Here is a 16,109-nt window from a genome sequence, read left to right on the forward strand (position 1 = left end):
ATAAAAGCAAAACGGCAAGCGAAAGTTCACTTATGCTACTGCTTTGTCATCTTCTGCCTGCTTTTCGGTCAGCTTCAATTGATGCTCAAACTCGCCAATTCGCCAGGTCTTACGGGCAAAACGCGCTGCTTCTTCTATGGCTTCGGTAGCTTCGGGCAAAAACTTACCGAACAGATGCCACCAGTGAATCAAATCATGCCATATTTGAAGCTCGACCCGCACACCTGCGGCTTCGGCTTTGTCGCGCAGACGGGTAGCGTCGCTATAGAGCACTTCGCCATCGCTTGCTTGTATGAGCAGAGGAGGTAAGCCTTCTAAATTGGCAAACAGCGGCGATACCAAGGGGTGGTCCAAAGGATAGGCGCCTGCATAATCATCGCCTATTTCGTGCAATTCCCAAGCTTCCAGTATTTTGTCATTCTCTTTGTTCTGCAGAATGGACTCGCCGCTTAAGGTGAGGTCCACCCAGGGAGAGAACAGAAGTGCCGCAGCAGGCAATGGCATTTGCTTGTCACGCAAATTCACCAAGGCAGCCAGCGCCAAGCCCCCCCCGGCAGAGTCGCCGGCGAAAATGATGTTTTTGGGCAAATAGTCCTCTTTCAGCAACCAATCATAAGCCTTGATGGCGTCTTCGAGTGCGGCGGGGAAGGGGTTTTCCGGTGCTTTTCGATAATCAATCACCAAGGCATTGGCGCCAATTTCTTTGGCTAAGTGCCCTACAAAAGCCCGGTGCGTATTGGGTGAGCCCAAAGCATAGGCGCCGCCGTGAAGATATAACACTACCTTTTCGGGGCGGGCGTCGGAAGGGGTAATCCATTCGGCATACATGCCGTCGATGTCCAAGGGGCGAAAATGTACCCCCCAAGGCATGTATGTGTACAGGCTCATGAGCTCCAGCAGGCTGCGCATTCCCTGTACGCTCGGTTTGCTGAAGCTAAAAGCCAAACCGGCAGTTTTTAAGGATAGCTTTAAAAGGTTGTGCTGTATGGAAGGCATAATTTTATTCTTTCTTTTGATAAAAAACGAAATATCAAAACTTTATCGCAATAAAGTCCAAATCTATAGAAAAAACAAGAACACACCCAAGAAAGTCTTAGGTGTGTAAGTTTTAACTAAAGATTATGATTGTGTTAATCTTTTATTCGGGCAACTGAAGCACTTCCATGGCTTTCCGGATAAAGGGGTCTTGTTGATACAAGATGTAATAAAAAGCTTCATATCCCCATAGTTGCCGTGCGATAAGCGCCTTAAGGTCGTGGATAACCGAGGCTTTGGCTGTGCTGTCGGTTTGCAGAAGGGCTGTATCTACCTCTTTCTGTGCAAGTTTGTCAAGGAATGACTGCCACAGAGGGGCGGGCATTTGCCATTTTTCGTTGAATGAAGCCGGCGTGTAATCGTTTTTGTTGATTTGGCGGGCATAGTGGATGGCCATTTCCTGCAGCGCACCGCTGGCATATATCTCGCTTTCGAGTTTTACCAATGCGCCGGTGTCGGCAGGCACAAAGAAGTCCGGCATGATGCCGCCACCGCCATATACGGTGCGTCCTTTACGGGTCTTGAATTTGAGCGAATCGGCGAATTGAATGCTGTCCGGACGGAACAACTCGCCACTCTCATAGCGTTTCCACAGTTCTTCTTCATAATGGTCTTTGTTGCCATCATAAGGCTTTTGAATGCATCGCCCGCTGGGTGTGTAGTAGCGGGAGATGGTGAGGCGCAGCTCGCTGCCGTCTTGCAAGTCAATGGGCATTTGCACCAGCCCTTTGCCGAAGGAACGACGCCCTACGAGCCATGCGCGGTCGTTGTCTTGCAGCGCACCGGCTACGATTTCAGACGCAGAAGCAGAGCCTTCGTTAATAAGAACGACCACTTTGCCCTTTTCGAACTGCCCCCGGTTGGTGGCTTTTATTTTAGAATCGAAGCGGGTGCCGCGTCCGTCGGTGTACACAATCAGATAGTCATCGGGCAAGAACTCGTCGGCAATGTCGGTGGCACGGTCAAGATAGCCGCCCGGGTTGTCGCGCAGGTCCAGTATCAGCTCCCGCATGCCCTCCCGCTTAAGTTTTTTCAGGGCTTCTTGAAATTCATGATGCGTGTTGGCGGCAAAGTTCGATATCTTGATATAGCCTGTGTGTTTATCAAACATAAAGGCATACACGCTTTGGGTATTGATGCGGTCGCGTGTGATGGTAAAAGTAAGTGGGCGGTGAATGCCTTGCCGCTTGACCTCTACGGTTACCCGGCTTCCTTTTTTTCCTCTCAGTCTTTTAAAAACGCCCAGGTGGTCTATGCCAATGCCGGCTACATTTTCGCCGTCGATGCGTATGATTTTATCACCGGGAAGCAGCCCCACTTGTTCTGCGGGTCCACCGGCCAAAGGCGTTACCACTTCTATAGTGTCATTTAACAACATGTACTCAATGCCTATGCCTTCAAATGAACCTTCCAAGTCGGCATTGACAAGGGCGGTTTCTTCGGCAGGGATATAGGCCGAGTGGGGGTCGAGCTTCTCGAGTAGCTTCTCTATGGAGTAGTCGGTCAGCTCTTCAAGGTTTACGTCATCTACATAATACAGCTCGATGTAGGAGAGCACTTCTTCTATTTTGGGGTATCGCTTACGCAGGGTATTTTCCCCTTGAGCTTGGAAAAAGGTGGCCCCAATTAAGATGCCCAGCGAGATAGACAGGGCTATAATTACCGGAATGGCAGCCGCGCGTTTCATCATGATTTTCAACAGGTCATTCAACAAAAGAGCAAAACAAAAGTATAGACAGCAAATAAATAAACAGAAAGGCGTTGAAAAAGCCAAATTAGCTGCTAAAAAGAAAACAACACAGGCAGGCAGTTGGTTTACAAACAGAACAAAAGGGACGAGCACAAAGTGCACGCCCCTTTTAAGAGAGTAGTGTAGTACTCCGGATGTGTGGTAGCTGAATCTCTATTGAACGATGAAAGTGTTGGGTGCAATACCGGCCGTGAAGCTTGTAACTTCTTGTCCGTTGGCATCAAACACTTTGACGCCGCCATTGCGGGTATAAACGGCTTCGCCTACATAGACATGGCCGGTTGTTTTATCGGCACCAATGCCATTGAATGCGCTGAACTCGCTCACTTCTGCAAAGGGAGCCGTGGGCACCACCGGGTTGGTGGCGTCCACTTTATATATCTTGTTGCCACTGAAGTAGAAAATCGATTCGCCATCGCTTGCAATGCGCACCGGGTAGTAGCTCATATCCACGGCAATGGTTTTTTCCACGGTGTTGGTGGCGGGGTTGAAGCGTATTAAGTAACCGCTGTTGCAAGCAACCCACAGCTTACCCTTTGCGTCTGCTTCGAAGCGTTCGGGGCCGCTCTCTACCACTATTTGCCCATCGAGTGCATCTGTGTTTGTGTTCAGTATTTCTATGGTGTTGCTGCCTGCTCCGGCAATGAACACTTTGCTTTTGCTGTATGCCCAAATGCCTTGCGGGCGTACGCTCAAGGCTACTTTTTTGATGAGTGCGCCGGTGGTGGCATCGTAAACAGCCACAAACGATTCGGGATTGCTGCCAAAGGCTTTGTCTATGGGACCCCAGTTGGTAACATAAATTTTACCATTGATGACAGCCACGTCAATGGGGTTGTCCAAGCCTTCTTGAAGGGTGAGTTCCAGCTTGAGGGTGGCTGCATTTACTACACGCACAAAGTTTTGGTTGTTGGTTACAATGTAAATGCGCTCGCCGTATTTGCGTGCCGATTGAATGATGCCGCCAACGGGTGTGTTGTTTTCTGTCTCGAATACATTGTCTTGGGCAGTGTTTTCGCCTTTTTTCAGGAAGCTTACGCTTCCGTTGCCTTCGCTGAAGTTGCCTTCGTTGAACACGAGGGTACCGTTCACATAAGCGCCGGCAGCTTCATCTTTTTTGTTACAGCCGGTGAGTTGCAGGGCGGTTATGCCCACCAATAGCCACAATAACCAACGATTGATTTGTTTCATAGCTTCGATTGTTTGAGTTTGACGATTTATTTATTTGTTTGAAAGAAAAGACCACTGCAAAGAAACTTGATATTGCCGCCCGGGTTGTGGTTGGTTGTCTATTTGTTCATAGGCCTTGTCAAGCATGTTCAGTATGCCGATTTGTAAATTGAGCTGCCCGTCGCGGATTTGCCACTGTTTGCCGGCGTGCACATCCATAGTCCAGAAGGGGGGCAGGCTGCGTTTGTTGTCGGTAGTGGTGTAGCGCGTGCCGGTCCATTGCCCGTTGACGATGACCAGCCATTGGCGGTAGTGCTGCCATTTAAGCAAGCCGCCAAGCCTGTGTGCCGGCACATAGGGCAGCTGCTTGCCTATGCTTGTCCGGTCGGCTGCATCTACCGCTTTCTGATTGGTGGCACGTGTAAAGGTGTAATGTAGCTGTTGTGAGAAAGTGGCACGGGGCGTACTTAGTTGATGAGATAGTGATGTTTGTAGTCCCCAAGACAAGACTTCCTTCAGGTTGTCCGGCGCCCAGTACCCTTCCGGTGTGGGCTGCCATAAAATCCAGTCATTAATATGATTGCGGAAGCCTTCTATGTTCAATTGCCAGAGCTGTTGGTGGTGCCGGTGCCGGAGCTGAAAGTAAATATTGTTGTAAAAGCCCGATTCCGGTCTTATATCAGGATTACCGCCCGGCTGCCAATAGAGGGCATTGAGCGACGGCAGTTTATAATTGAATGATGCACTTCCGCCTGTTTTTATATCGAGCGCAGCTGTAGAAAACAGCAAGTAATCGAAGCCCAGCGAGGGTGACAAAGGGGGGGCATAGGCATTGACCCACACTTTTCTCAGGTTAAGGGCTATATGCAGGCGGGTAGAGGCCTCCCATTGGGTAAAAACAAAGGTCTCTAACTGCCGCCGTTCGGGCTGCCCTTCGTAGCTGTCCACATCGGTTTGTATGAGCGTGGCGGTCGCACCTGCACGGCTGCTTAGGCTTTGGTTCCAAGCTATTTCATATTGATACTGCGCCTGCCATTGATGCGTGTTGGTTTGGCTGCTTTCGTTGTATTCCAAAAAATTGCGCACAAAAGAAAGTTGAGCCAGTTGTTTGTGGTCCCGGTATTGCAACAAGGTACGAAGGTTTTTGTCTATTTGTCGTGCCCTGTTGCTGAGCAAGATACGGTCATGCTCGTGATACCAGCTGTAAAAGTTTATTTCTTGCCCTTTCTTTATTTCGTAAAAAAACTCTTGGCGGGTGCCGAAGAAGTGGAAGGGGGCATAATCTATTGTTTGGTAGGGTTTAATCAGGCGGTTTTCAAAAATATTTTTGGCATAGCTGCCATACAATTGACTAAACCCGCTAAGTTTTGTGCCGGCCTTCCAGCCGGTTTGCAGCCGTGCACTCCATTGTTGTGTGCTGCGGTAGGCTGTCTGTATGCTCAAGGGCAAAGTGCTGTTTTGCTTGCCGGATTCTAAAAGAATAGCACCCCCGATGGCATCACTGCCTGCCAAGGGGCTGCTTCCGCCCTGTATGAGCTGTACTTGGTAGCCGCCGGCAAGGGGCAGGGTGGAAAAGTCTGCCTCGCCCAAGGTGGGGGAGTTGATATTGACTCCATTCCATAACACAGCCGTATGCCCGGCAGCTGTGCCACGCAAACTGATGCTTTGAAGCATCCCACTGCCGTAAGCTTTTATATAAGCATCGGTGTTTTGCAGTAGAATATCGCCCAGACTTTGTGCAGGTAAAAAGCCGGCAAGCAGGCTGTCTGTTGTGGTGCTTTGCAGCCCAACCCCATAACGGTTATAGGGCAGCGCAGCAATCACTACCTCCTGCAGACGGTAAGCTTGCAAGCTGTCGGCTTGCGCCACAAGCTGCAGGGGCAAGCAACATAACTCACTTATGAAAAGGCAACACAACAAACGCAACATATTCCCGCTACTTTGAATGTTTGACATTCAAAGCCCGGGGGATTCACGAAATGAACAAAGCGCCGGATAAGCCTCTGTCATTTCAGTGCTTTTACCCCGAAAGCTCTGAAAATGCGAAGACAGCAGGCAGGTCTCCTGGCTTGCCTCACATGTACCGCCTTCCCACCCTATACATACAAGGGCAGTGGCAGAGAGGGTACATGCCTTTTAAAGAGGCTTACAGTTGCGGGGACAGCTCCGGACTTGCACCGGATTCCCTTTTCAAGCGCTCATGGGCGCTACCTGCTATCTGGCATGGCAAAGTTACTTGATTTTTTGATTTTGCCAAGTGAAAGAGCTATGCCTTCCTCACGAATTCCGACTTAAGTCCCATGGCACCAAAGCCGTCTATCTTACAATGAATGTTGTGCTCGCCCTCTGTGAGACGTATATTTTTGACTTTGGTACCCGCTTTGATGGCTTTGGGAGCGCCTTTGACCGGCAAGTCTTTTACGACAATGACAGTATCGCCGTCGTGCAATTCATTACCATTGGCATCCAATACCCGGGTTGCCTCTTTTTCTGCTGCTTGTTCTGCGGAGGGGTTCCACTCATGCCCACATTCAGGACAGGCACACAGGCTGTCGTTAAGGAAGTAAGCATAAATTGAATGACAAGCAGGACAGGGGGGGATTGAATTTTCGGACATCTTTTTCTGCAAATATACGCTTCGTGAAAGTTACACCACGCGCCCGCCTTTTTGAGTTATGGTTCTAATAAATGAAAACTATAGTTTTATTTTTAATGTTAAAACACTGACTGTTTTTTTCATTAAAAAAAGCTTATGGACGTAAAAAATAAAACAAAGCAAATAGAGAGAATTTTGGTACCTCCCGCACCCCATATGGTAGGCGATGGTTTTCGTGTATGTAACTTTTTCCCGGGAGGATATAATCTCAAGCAGCGTGTGAGTCCTTTCTTTTTGTTGGATTACAACCCGCCGCACTATTTCCCGCCTGCATCCCGTCCGCGTGGCGTGGGGGTGCACCCACACCGGGGCTTCGAAACCGTAACGCTTGTATTTCAGGGAGCTGTGGCACACCACGACAGCGCCGGACATGCCGGTGTGATTGGTCCGGGTGAGGTGCAGTGGATGACTGCCGGCAGTGGGGTATTGCACAAAGAGTATCACGAGCGTTCGTTTGCAGAGCAAGGAGGAATTTTCCATGTGGCACAGCTGTGGGTCAATTTGCCGGCGAAATACAAGATGAGTCCGCCACGTTATCAGAGCATCACACGCGAAAAGCAGGGCAAGTATGTATTGGATGCGCAAGGCAGTGCCGTGTATGTAATTGCCGGTAACTACAAAGGTGCCAAAGGGGCAGCGCACACCTTCACGCCCATAGAGTTGTGGAACATAGAGCTGTTGACTGAAGATGCTGCTTTGGACATATCATTACCTGCCGATTATAACACTCTTTTGTTGGTTGTAGAAGGCGAAGTGCTGGTAAATGAACACAAAGTGCCTGCGCATACACTTGCTTTGATGGATAATGAAGGAGAACATTTCGAGGTGCGGGCTAAAACCCCCGTTGCCAAAGCGGTGTTGATGAGCGGCGCGCCTATTCACGAGCCTATTGCCCACTATGGTCCTTTTTTGATGAATTCTTTTGAGGAAATAAAACAAGCGATTGAAGACTTCAATGCCGGAAAATTTGGTTATCTGGAGGATTAATCGTGCTTTGTTTCCTTGAATATGTAAGGTGCTTTTGTTAGCTTGCTCTCAAAAAACAGCTGCTTATGTTTCCATTGCAGGATACTATCCCTTCCCGGCGTATTCCGTTTGTGAATATTTCAATCATCATTCTGAATACCTTGGTTTTTCTTTATGAGCTCAAATTATCGCCACAAGAAATAGAGCTTTTTTTCCGGGTTTTTGGTTTGGTGCCGGAGAAATTCACCTACTACAAGGATTTGTTAGGTTGGGAGGATTATTATCCTTTCCTTACCAATATGTTTTTACATGGTGGATGGGCGCACTTTGTTGGCAATATGTGGACTTTGTGGATTTTTGGTGACAATGTGGAAGACCGCATGGGGCATGGACGTTATTTGCTGTTTTATTTGCTTTGTGGTGTGGCTGCAAGCTATACGCACTATTTGGTGAATATGCACTCGCCGGTGCCGGCACTGGGGGCTTCGGGAGCCATTTCGGGGGTTATGGGCGCTTACATGTTTCTGTTCCCGCATAGCCGCATTGTTTTTTTGGTGCCCTTCTTTTTTATTCCTTATTTCTTCGAGATACCGGCTTTTGTATATCTGTTGTTCTGGTTTTTAGGTCAGTTGGCCAGCGGCACGCTTTCCGTCTTTGCCAACTCTATGGGAGGCGGCATTGCTTTCTGGGCTCATATCGGCGGCTTTGTGGCAGGGGCATTGCTTTATCGCCTGTTTACCAATAATCGTTTCCACCGCTATTGTCGTGAGTGCGACGATAGCCCGGAGGCCTATTATTACCGTTACCGGAATTATTATTAGTTTAGTTTCTTTTTTGAGTAAGCGGAAGTGCATAATTGCTTGTGCTTGCGCGTGAGATTTGGTGAAAGACTTTTCGAGGCTTTGTGCGCGTTTTGTTTGCTTGGTTAGTAGTTTCATATGAGCCCGTGGACAGTAAAGCAGTCGTCATACTTTTTGATTCTGTACCTTGATTTTATTAACCTGTTTTTACTTTTACTGCGTCTTTTCGGGAGAAGAAAATAGGCATGCAAAGCAAATAAAAACGAAGCCGTATGCCTTCCATTGTGGCATACGGCTTTTATGTATTCTTAAAAAAGAATTGGTGACTTAGCTTAGCCAGATCATTTTCAACAAAGCGGTGAGTTGGTCTTTGAGCTCTTTTCTGTCCACGATAAAATCCAGAAAACCATGTTCCAAGACAAACTCGGAGCTTTGGAAGCCTTTGGGCAGATCTTTTCCAATGGTTTCGCGAATCACGCGCGGACCGGCAAAACCAATCAAGGCTTGGGGTTCGGCTATGTTGAAATCGCCCAACATGGCAAAGGAGGCAGTCACACCGCCGGTGGTGGGGTCGGTGAGCAAAGAGATATAAGGCACGCCGGCTTCGTCGAGTAAAGCCAACTTGGCAGAAGTCTTTGCCATTTGCATCAGAGAGAAGCCTGCTTCCATCATGCGGGCACCGCCCGAGCGAGAAATGATAAGCAGTGGATAACGTTTTTCACGGGCAAAATCGATGGCGCGCGCTATTTTTTCGCCTACGACCGAGCCCATGGAGCCGCCAATAAATGAAAAATCCATGCAGGCAATGACAATGTCGATGTCGTTCATCTTGCCATAAGCAGTGCGCACCGCATCTTTCAAGCCGGTTTTGGCTTGCGCTTCTTTGATGCGCTGCGGGTAAGGCTTGCTATCGACAAACTGCAGCGGGTCGGCCGATTCAAGATTGGGGTTCAGTTCGGTGAACACGCCCCCATCAAAAAGCAGCTCGAAGTATTCTTTGGAGCCTATACGCTCATGGAAGCCACAATGAAGGCAGGTATAAGCATTTTCTCTGAGGTCGGCAGCTAACATTACCTGCTTGCATTCCCCACATTTATGCCACAAGCCGTCGGGCACTTCTTTCTTTTGTTCTGTGGGGGTTTGAATATTTTTTTCTTTTCTGATAAACCAAGACATAAGCGCAGGTATTTGGTGAAAGAGGGGAAGGGCATTGAGCCCTTCCTTAAAATTAGGCTAAATCTATTTCTTTTGCAAGGTATACATCCTGCACGGCGTGCAAGAGCTCTACACCTTCGTTCATGGGGCGTTGGAAGGCTTTGCGTCCCATGATCAGCCCCATGCCGCCGGCGCGTTTGTTGATGATGGCCGTGCGGATGGCTTCGGCTTTGTCGGACATGCCCTTTGACTCGCCACCTGAGTTGATAAGCCCGATGCGGCCCATGTAGCAGTTGGCTACCTGGTAGCGGCACAGGTCAATGGGGTGGTTGGAAGTGAGTTCAGAATATACTTTATCGTGTGTTTTGCCAAATTTCAAGGCAGTGAAGCCGCCGTTGGTGGTGGGTAATTTTTGCTTTACGATATCGGCTTGAATGGTTACGCCCAAATGGTTGGCTTGTCCGGTCAGGTCGGCAGCGGTGTGGTAGTCCACGCCGTCTTTTTTGAAGTTGCTGTTGCGCAGGTAGCACCACAAGATGGTAGCCATGCCCAGCTCATGAGCGCGCTCAAAAGCTTCGGCTATCTCTTGAATCTGACGGGTCGATTCTTCCGAGCCGAAGTAGATGGTGGCACCTACGGCCACAGCGCCCAAATTCCAGGCTTCTTCCACAGAACCAAAAAGCACTTGGTCGTATTTGTTGGGATAGGTAAGCAGCTCGTTATGGTTGATTTTTACGATGAAGGGGATTTTGTGGGCATATTTGCGTGACATCAATGCCAGATTGCCGAAAGTAGTGGCTACGGCATTGCAACCACCTTCTATAGCCAGTTTGATGATATTTTCGGGGTCGAAGTAAATAGGGTTAGGCGCAAAAGATGCACCGGCGCTGTGTTCAATTCCTTGGTCTACAGGCAAAATAGACAGGTAACCGGTGTTGGCCAGGCGGCCATGTCCAAAGAGGGTAGCCAGGCTGCGAAGCACTTGCGGGTTGCGGTTCGACTGCACAAACACGCGGTCGATGTAGTCCGGTCCCGGGCGGTGAAGCATCTCTTTCGAGATGGTCTTACATTCATGAGAGAGCAGCTCTTCTGCCTCTTTGCCTAAGATTTCGAGAATAGTGTTGTAAGCCATTGTTTATTGCGGTTTTGTACGACATGAAGCGCCTAATGCGACGGGGGCAAATATAGTGATTTTTAGAAAAAAAGCGCTTGATCTATGCTTCCCGGGAGGCTTCCGAAAGGAAACAGCGCCGGCAGCGCGGTTCATAGCTGTCGGTTTCGCCCAGCAGGATGGTATCGTGGGCTGCCACCTTGCGAAAGGAATAAGAGGCCAGGGCGCCACAGCGCACGCAAATGGCATGTACTTTGGTAACGAACTCGGCAATGGCCATGAGTTCAGGCATGCAGCCGAAAGGCTTGCCTTGATAGTCCATATCCAAGCCGGCAATGATGACACGTTTGCCCTGATTGGCCAGCTCTGTTGCTACTCGAGGCAGCTTTTCATCGAAAAACTGCGCTTCATCTATGCCTACTACTTCGTATTCCGAAGCCAGCGGAAGGATGTCTTCTGCCCGTGGCACCGGCACCGAAGGAATGGAGTTGGCATTATGCGAAACTACTTCTTCGTGATGGTAGCGGGTATCGATGGCAGGCTTGAAAATGCCCACCTTTTGCTTGGCTATCTTGGCGCGCCGGATGCGGCGAATCAGCTCTTCGGTCTTGCCCGAAAACATGGCGCCACAAATCACTTCTATCCAGCCGACGGGGGCAGGGGCTTGGTTCAGATGAGGCTCAATGAACATTTTTTTGGCGCAAAGATAGTGATTTAAGGCAGAAAAGACAGCGCCGTTTTTTCTACTTTGCCGGTGTCGGGGCAGGCCGCCAACAGCTCGGTTTGCGTTTTGTGCAGTTGGGGATGCAGCCAATCGGGGGCTATTTCCGTCATTGGCACCAGCACAAAACGCCGTTCGGGAATGCGCGGGTGGGGCAGGTGCAGTTCTGCCGTGTGGAGGCACAAGCGGTCGTAGTAAAGCAGGTCTATGTCGATGGTGCGGCTGCCCCATCGCACGAGGCGCTTCCTTCCCAGACGCCTTTCTATGTCCATGGTTTTTTGCAAAAGTGCCAAGGGTGAAAGAGCTAGTTTGCACTTCTATGACTTGATTGAGGTAGTCGTGTTGGTTTTCCACGCCCCAAGCGGCCGTGCGATAGATGGCAGAAGCCCGGCAAATGCGCCCTATCTCCGAAGCAATCAATGCCCGTGCTTGTTGCAAGAAAAGCCGGGAGTCGCCTTCGTTGCTGCCCAATCCCAAGAAAGCATGATGTATGGTTTTCATTTTCAAAATAACTTATGCCGGTAAATCGTTATTATTGTGTATCCCAAAATTATAAGCATTATGAAATCTTTTTTAAAATACACCTTGGCGTCGTTGTTTGCTTTGGTGCTCTTTGCGTTTTTAGGTATCGTTTTGCTGGGCGGCTTGGCCGGAGCAGCATTTGAAGCCGAAGAGGTAACCGTAAAGGAAAAATCGGTATTGGTCGTGCCCTTGGGCGCACGCTTTCAAGAGCGTACGGAGGAAAATCCTTTTGAAGAACTGAACATGCCCGTGCCCTTCGCAGAGGTGGGTAGCATAGGTTTGCTGGATGCCCTGCGGGCTATTCGTCAAGCCAAAGACGATGACAATATTCAAGCCATCTGCCTGAAAGGGGGGCTGGCTATGGCGGGCATGGCTACGCTCGAAGAGCTGCAAGACGCTATTCTTGACTTCAAAAAGTCGGGCAAGAAGGTTTATGCCTATGGCGATATGTATTCCGAAGGCGCTTATCTGGTGGCTTCGGCTGCCGACAGCATCTTTTTGAATCCTGTTGGGTTGGTCGAATTCAACGGCTTGCGCGCAGAGGTGGTTTTTCTGAAAAAAATGATGGAGAAAATAGGGGTGAAGCCTTTGGTATTCCGGGTGGGGCAATTTAAAAGCGCCGTGGAGCCTTTCTTGCGCGACAATATGAGTGAAGAGAACCGCCTGCAGCTGACCGAGTATTTGAACAGTATTTACGAAGTGTACTTGCGTCATATAGCTCAAAACCGCAATAAAAGTGTGGAAGAGTTGCGTGCCATTGCCGATTCCATGCTGGTGCGCACTGCCGAAGACGCCCGCCGTTTTGGGTTGGTTACACATGTGGCTTATGCCGATGAGATGGAGGCGAGCTTAAAGAAGACGATTGGAGCAGAGGATAAAATCAACTACATTCCTTTACAGAAATATATGAAAGCCAAGCGAAGTGCAGACAAAGCAAGCAAAAATCGTATTGCGGTCATAGTAGCCGAAGGCGAAATTGTTGACGGCAAAGGCGGCGACGGCGTCATTAGCGGCGAGGAGATTGCCAAAGAAATTAAAAAAGCCCGCGAAGATGAGCGCGTGAAAGCCATCGTTTTGCGTATCAACTCGCCGGGAGGGAGCTTCTTTGCTTCCGATAAGATGTGGCGCGAAGTGACACTGACCAAGGGCGTGAAGCCGATTGTGGCTTCGATGTCTGACTTGGCTGCTTCCGGTGGGTATTACATGGCGATGAATTGCGATACCATCGTGGCACGCCCCACTACCTTGACCGGCTCTATTGGCATTTTTGGGGTGCTTTTCGAAGCCAACCAACTGCTCAACGACAAGCTGGGCATCACTACCGAGCAGGTAACCACCGGTCCTTATGCTGACTTGGGGAATCCCACACGTCCGATGCGCGAAGATGAAAAGGCAATTATTCAGGCGCAGATAGAGCGAGGTTATGAGATATTTACGACCAAAGCGGCAGAAGGACGCGGCATGCCCCGCGAAGAGCTGCTCAAAGTGGCGTCGGGCAGAATATGGAGTGGTGTGCAAGCCAAAGCGCGCGGTTTGGTCGATGTACTGGGAAGTTATGATGATGCCGTACGCATTGCCGCTCAGATGGCAGGCATAGGCGACGACTACCGGGTGCGCTTTTATCCGAGACAAAAGCCTTGGATAGAAAAACTACTGGGGAGTGGCAGTGACGTTAAAAATGCCATGTTGGAAGCCATGAAAGAATATCGCCTTTTGCTGAAGCCCATAGAAAAAGTAAAACGCTGGCAAGGGGTGCAGGCACGCCTGCCTTTCGAGCTGCGTTTCTTGTGGTGATATGGGGCAAGGCGCTTGCTTAAAAGCAAGGATTCACTCAGCTGTTTACGAAAAAATAAAAAATTGTAATACTTAGAGCAAATATCAATTGCTTTGAAGGTAGCTTGCATGCTGCTTTCAAAGCAATTTTGTATCTTGAGAAAAATCCGGCGTAACAATGTCCTTAATTACCAATCATCAGTTCATTACCGGAGCAGCGCAGAACATGCAATCAATAGCCGATGAGTCTGTGGCATTGGTAGTAACTTCACCGCCTTATCCAATGATTGAGATGTGGGATGATATATTGTCTGCGCAAAATCCGGCAGTAAGTGATTGTTTAAAGCAGGGAAAGGCGAACGAGGCCTTTGAGCTGATGCATCAAGCGCTGGACGAAGTATGGCGTGAGGTCAGCAGAGTACTGATACCCGGTGGGTTCGCCTGTATCAATATAGGTGATGCTACACGCACCATTGGAGGACATTTTGCGCTTTACCCTAATCATGCACGTATTATTACAGCTTTTCGGCGTTTAGGTATGCATTGTCTGCCAGCTGTTCTTTGGCGTAAGCAAACCAACGCACCAAATAAGTTTATGGGGGCAGGTATGCTTCCAGCAGGTGCCTATGTAACACTCGAGCACGAATGGATTCTTATTTTTAGAAAGGGTGGAAAACGCCGCTTCAATACAGCAGAGGCAAAAGCAAAGCGGAAGGAGAGTGCTTTTTTTTGGGAAGAGAGAAATATATGGTTTTCGGACCTATGGGATTTTAAAGGAGTCAAGCAAACACTTTCGATAGGAACAAGAGAGCGCAGCGCTGCATTTCCCTTAGAGCTTCCTTACCGTCTTATCAATATGTATTCCTTGTATGGTGACACGGTGCTTGACCCATTTGCAGGTACCGGCACAACTTTATTGGCGGCTATGGCTAGCGGAAGAAACAGTATTGGATACGACATAGACCCCGCTTTTGCTCATTGGTTTTGTCAGCAGATAAGAACATTATCTTTGAAGCAAATAAATGCATTAGTAGAAGAACGTATTCGTCGTCATCAGATTTTTGTAGATAATCGTCGGGCAGAAAGAAAGGCGCTAAAATACGTGAATACTCATTTGGGAGTACCAGTAATGACCATGCAAGAACAAGAAATACGTTTTTACCTTGCTCAAAGTATTGAAGAAAAAGAGAATGCCTTTCAGCTTATTTACAAGGAGTATCAAGCAGGCAAGAAACAGCAGACAGTGTCAGATAACATACAGCTTTCTGTTTCCGAACAGATGTCTCTCTTTTAGTGTCTCGCTACAGCTTTAAAAATGCACTTTCGTCGAATTGAAGCTCAATGCCGTTCTTTTTCTTTTTGTAGAAAACTATAGTTACGTCAATAGCTTCGTTCAAGGCTTTGGATTGGTAGCTTTGAGGTTTGATGCTCACCGGTATCGTCCCTATGAAACCGTCGATGCCTTTTGCTTCTTCTTCCGGGGAAGCCAATTTGTATGAGGGGCAATAGTGCTCGCTTAATCTTATTAAGATAACTTGCTGGGTGCTCAGCCCGGCAAAAGTTTTGTTTATCACGAGGTCTTCTACCCAACGCCGTACCATGGGCTCATCAATTCTGGAAATGGCTGCTTTTAAGGAAGGTAGTAAGTCCATTATTTTTTGTGTCGCTTCTTGAATAGCATTTGGGGTAGCGTTGGGAGTACCATTCTTTCCACTCTTCCGGTGTTTTTCCGGGAAACTGCTTAATAAGCTCGCTCAGTTGCCCTACGTTTTTGGGCCTGGTAGCTTGTGTCCATTGGTTTAATAAGTTAAGAATAGAGGGCACATATTTAGGAAAATGCATACGCTCGTCAGAAATCATCCCTTGAATTTCTGTGTTTGTTAAAAAAATTTTAGTCATTTCTTAGAGAACTTTATAACAAATAGTTTGCACGCTTAAGCGAAGCCGGAACATATGCTCCGGCTTTTTGTTTTCTTTACCAGTCTTTTCGAGCCATTTCGCGCTCTTGGTCACGTTTTTTGATGGTTTCCCTTTTGTCGTAGAGTTTTTTACCTTTTGCCAAGGCAATTTCCACCTTTGCCCATCCCCGGTTGTTGATATACAGACGGGTAGGAATGATGGTAAGTCCTTTCTCTTCGAGTTTCTCTTGCAGCTTGCGCAGTTCGCGCTTATGCAACAAGAGCTTGCGGGGGCGCATCGGCTCGTGGTTGTAATGCCCCCCTTGTTCATAAGGAGCAATGTGCATATCTTTTATCCACAGCTCGCCCTTGTCGAAGTAACAATAAGCTTGCTGCAGCTGCACCTTGCCCAAACGAATGGATTTGATTTCCGAGCCGGTCAATACAATGCCGGCTTCATAGGTTTCTAAAATGTGGTATTCGAAATAAGCGCGTTTGTTTTTGATATGTACACTCTTCTGAAATTCAAGCTTTTTATTTTTCGACATAGTC

At 48.5% G+C, this 16,109-nt stretch carries 16 protein-coding genes, 1 pseudogene and 1 riboswitch; of the genes and pseudogenes, 4 read left to right on the forward strand and 13 right to left on the reverse strand.

Going from position 1 to position 16,109, the window contains the following annotated elements; all coding sequences use genetic code 11:
* Positions 1-30: 30 nt before the first annotated feature.
* From QVE43_RS09160 to QVE43_RS09180, 5 genes are all read right to left on the reverse strand, one after another.
* The gene (locus QVE43_RS09160) at positions 31-996 is read right to left on the reverse strand and encodes an alpha/beta hydrolase (RefSeq protein ID WP_288006330.1); all 966 of its coding nucleotides are present in this window, start codon (positions 994-996) and stop codon (positions 31-33) included.
* 142 nt (positions 997-1,138) lie between these two features.
* Positions 1,139-2,725: a S41 family peptidase gene (locus QVE43_RS09165; protein ID WP_288006332.1), complete on the reverse strand. Its 1,587-nt coding sequence runs from the start codon at positions 2,723-2,725 to the stop codon at positions 1,139-1,141.
* A gap of 213 nt (positions 2,726-2,938) precedes the next feature.
* Positions 2,939-3,976 carry a DUF5074 domain-containing protein gene (locus QVE43_RS09170; protein WP_288006335.1) on the reverse strand — a complete coding sequence of 346 codons (1,038 nt, stop codon included), beginning with the start codon at positions 3,974-3,976 and terminating at the stop codon, positions 2,939-2,941.
* Positions 3,977-4,006: 30 nt separating this feature from the next.
* On the reverse strand, positions 4,007-5,884 hold the full coding sequence (locus QVE43_RS09175) for a TonB-dependent siderophore receptor (RefSeq protein WP_288006337.1): 1,878 nt from the start codon (positions 5,882-5,884) through the stop codon (positions 4,007-4,009).
* A gap of 107 nt (positions 5,885-5,991) precedes the next feature.
* A riboswitch (cobalamin riboswitch) is annotated at positions 5,992-6,185 on the reverse strand.
* Between the two features lie 36 nt (positions 6,186-6,221).
* Positions 6,222-6,572, reverse strand: a complete 351-nt coding sequence (locus QVE43_RS09180; RefSeq protein ID WP_288006340.1) for a zinc ribbon domain-containing protein YjdM — start codon at positions 6,570-6,572, stop codon at positions 6,222-6,224.
* Positions 6,573-6,707: 135 nt separating this feature from the next.
* On the opposite strand from QVE43_RS09180, the gene QVE43_RS09185 reads away from it, so the two are divergent.
* The gene (locus tag QVE43_RS09185) at positions 6,708-7,598 is read left to right on the forward strand and encodes a pirin family protein (RefSeq protein WP_288006343.1); all 891 of its coding nucleotides are present in this window, start codon (positions 6,708-6,710) and stop codon (positions 7,596-7,598) included.
* 65 nt (positions 7,599-7,663) lie between these two features.
* Complete coding sequence (locus QVE43_RS09190) at positions 7,664-8,398, forward strand: rhomboid family intramembrane serine protease (protein ID WP_288006345.1); 735 nt, start codon at positions 7,664-7,666, stop codon at positions 8,396-8,398.
* 306 nt (positions 8,399-8,704) lie between these two features.
* Here the strand turns inward: QVE43_RS09190 and accD are convergent, their stop codons facing one another.
* The 5 genes and pseudogenes from accD to QVE43_RS12550 all read right to left on the reverse strand — a co-directional run.
* The gene (accD, locus tag QVE43_RS09195) at positions 8,705-9,553 is read right to left on the reverse strand and encodes an acetyl-CoA carboxylase, carboxyltransferase subunit beta (RefSeq protein WP_038031315.1); all 849 of its coding nucleotides are present in this window, start codon (positions 9,551-9,553) and stop codon (positions 8,705-8,707) included.
* 52 nt (positions 9,554-9,605) lie between these two features.
* Positions 9,606-10,664, reverse strand: a complete 1,059-nt coding sequence (locus QVE43_RS09200) for a class I fructose-bisphosphate aldolase (RefSeq protein WP_288006348.1) — start codon at positions 10,662-10,664, stop codon at positions 9,606-9,608.
* 82 nt (positions 10,665-10,746) lie between these two features.
* A complete protein-coding gene (locus tag QVE43_RS09205) occupies positions 10,747-11,334 on the reverse strand; it encodes a thymidine kinase (RefSeq protein ID WP_288006350.1) in 588 nt (195 codons plus the stop codon).
* Between the two features lie 23 nt (positions 11,335-11,357).
* Positions 11,358-11,636, reverse strand: coding sequence for a 2-amino-4-hydroxy-6-hydroxymethyldihydropteridine diphosphokinase (gene folK, locus QVE43_RS12545; RefSeq protein ID WP_308445315.1), 279 nt, complete (start codon positions 11,634-11,636; stop codon positions 11,358-11,360).
* Between the two features lie 88 nt (positions 11,637-11,724).
* Positions 11,725-11,865 (reverse strand): annotated as a pseudogene (locus QVE43_RS12550) (hypothetical protein); the annotation flags it as partial.
* Positions 11,866-11,925: 60 nt separating this feature from the next.
* On the opposite strand from QVE43_RS12550, the gene sppA reads away from it, so the two are divergent.
* Positions 11,926-13,680: a signal peptide peptidase SppA gene (gene sppA / locus QVE43_RS09215; RefSeq protein WP_288006353.1), complete on the forward strand. Its 1,755-nt coding sequence runs from the start codon at positions 11,926-11,928 to the stop codon at positions 13,678-13,680.
* A gap of 157 nt (positions 13,681-13,837) precedes the next feature.
* A complete protein-coding gene (locus QVE43_RS09220; protein ID WP_288006356.1) occupies positions 13,838-14,953 on the forward strand; it encodes a site-specific DNA-methyltransferase in 1,116 nt (371 codons plus the stop codon).
* A gap of 7 nt (positions 14,954-14,960) precedes the next feature.
* Here QVE43_RS09220 and QVE43_RS09225 read toward each other — a convergent pair whose 3' ends face one another.
* The 3 genes from QVE43_RS09225 to smpB all read right to left on the reverse strand — a co-directional run bounded on the left by QVE43_RS09225 (position 14,961) and on the right by smpB (position 16,105).
* Positions 14,961-15,335 (reverse strand): MjaI family restriction endonuclease, encoded by a 375-nt coding sequence (locus tag QVE43_RS09225; protein ID WP_374758349.1) that lies wholly within the window; start codon positions 15,333-15,335, stop codon positions 14,961-14,963.
* The gene (locus tag QVE43_RS12600) at positions 15,268-15,558 is read right to left on the reverse strand and encodes an MjaI family restriction endonuclease (protein WP_374758344.1); all 291 of its coding nucleotides are present in this window, start codon (positions 15,556-15,558) and stop codon (positions 15,268-15,270) included. The genes QVE43_RS09225 and QVE43_RS12600 overlap by 68 nt, the downstream gene beginning before the upstream one ends.
* A 76-nt stretch (positions 15,559-15,634) precedes the next feature.
* Positions 15,635-16,105: an SsrA-binding protein SmpB gene (gene smpB, locus QVE43_RS09230; RefSeq protein WP_288006359.1), complete on the reverse strand. Its 471-nt coding sequence runs from the start codon at positions 16,103-16,105 to the stop codon at positions 15,635-15,637.
* Positions 16,106-16,109: the final 4 nt, after the last annotated feature.

This window comes from Thermonema sp., from assembly GCF_026003375.1.
Lineage (GTDB): Bacteria > Bacteroidota > Bacteroidia > Cytophagales > Thermonemataceae > Thermonema > Thermonema rossianum.